Origin of the sequence: Amphritea sp., from assembly GCF_050300915.1 — a bacterium.
Lineage (GTDB): Bacteria > Pseudomonadota > Gammaproteobacteria > Pseudomonadales > Balneatricaceae > Amphritea.
Map to the genome: position 1 here is coordinate 1 of NZ_JBNKYN010000237.1, position 543 is coordinate 543.

The following is a 543-nucleotide window of genomic DNA, read 5'->3' on the forward strand; positions in this document are numbered from 1 at the left end:
CAACATCTTCGAAGGCCTGACCCGCATCGACCGCAACGGCGCGGTGAAGCCGGCGCTGGCCGAGAGCTGGACGGTCAGCGACGACGGACTCACCTATACCTTCAAGCTGCACCAGGGTGTGACCTTCCACGACGGTACGACCTTCGACTCCGCTGACGTGAAGTTCTCCCTCGACCGCGCCATGGCCGAGGACTCGACCAATGCGCAGAAGGGTCTCTTCGCGCCCATAGCTTCCGTAGCGGCGCCCGATGCGTCGACGGTAGTCATCACCCTGAAGCAGGCCGCGGGCAACTTCCTCTTCAACCTCGGCTGGGGCGATGCCGTCATCGTGGCGCCGGAAAGCGCAGCGGAGAACAAGAGCAATCCCGTGGGCACCGGCCCCTTCAAGTTCCAGAGCTGGACGCAGGGCGACCGGATCGAGATCGTCCGCAACGACGCCTATTGGGGCGAACCGGCGGCGCTTTCCAAGGCGACGTTCCGCATCATCGCAGACCCGACCGCGGCCTTCGCCGCGATGATGGCGGGCGATGTCGATGCCTTCCC

General features: G+C 65.2%; 1 protein-coding gene. It reads left to right on the forward strand.

The genetic code is table 11. The annotated features are described in order from the left end of the window. Positions 1-543 (forward strand): ABC transporter substrate-binding protein (locus ACQY8X_RS21185; RefSeq protein ID WP_428037105.1); only part of this gene is annotated, 543 nt, incomplete at both ends.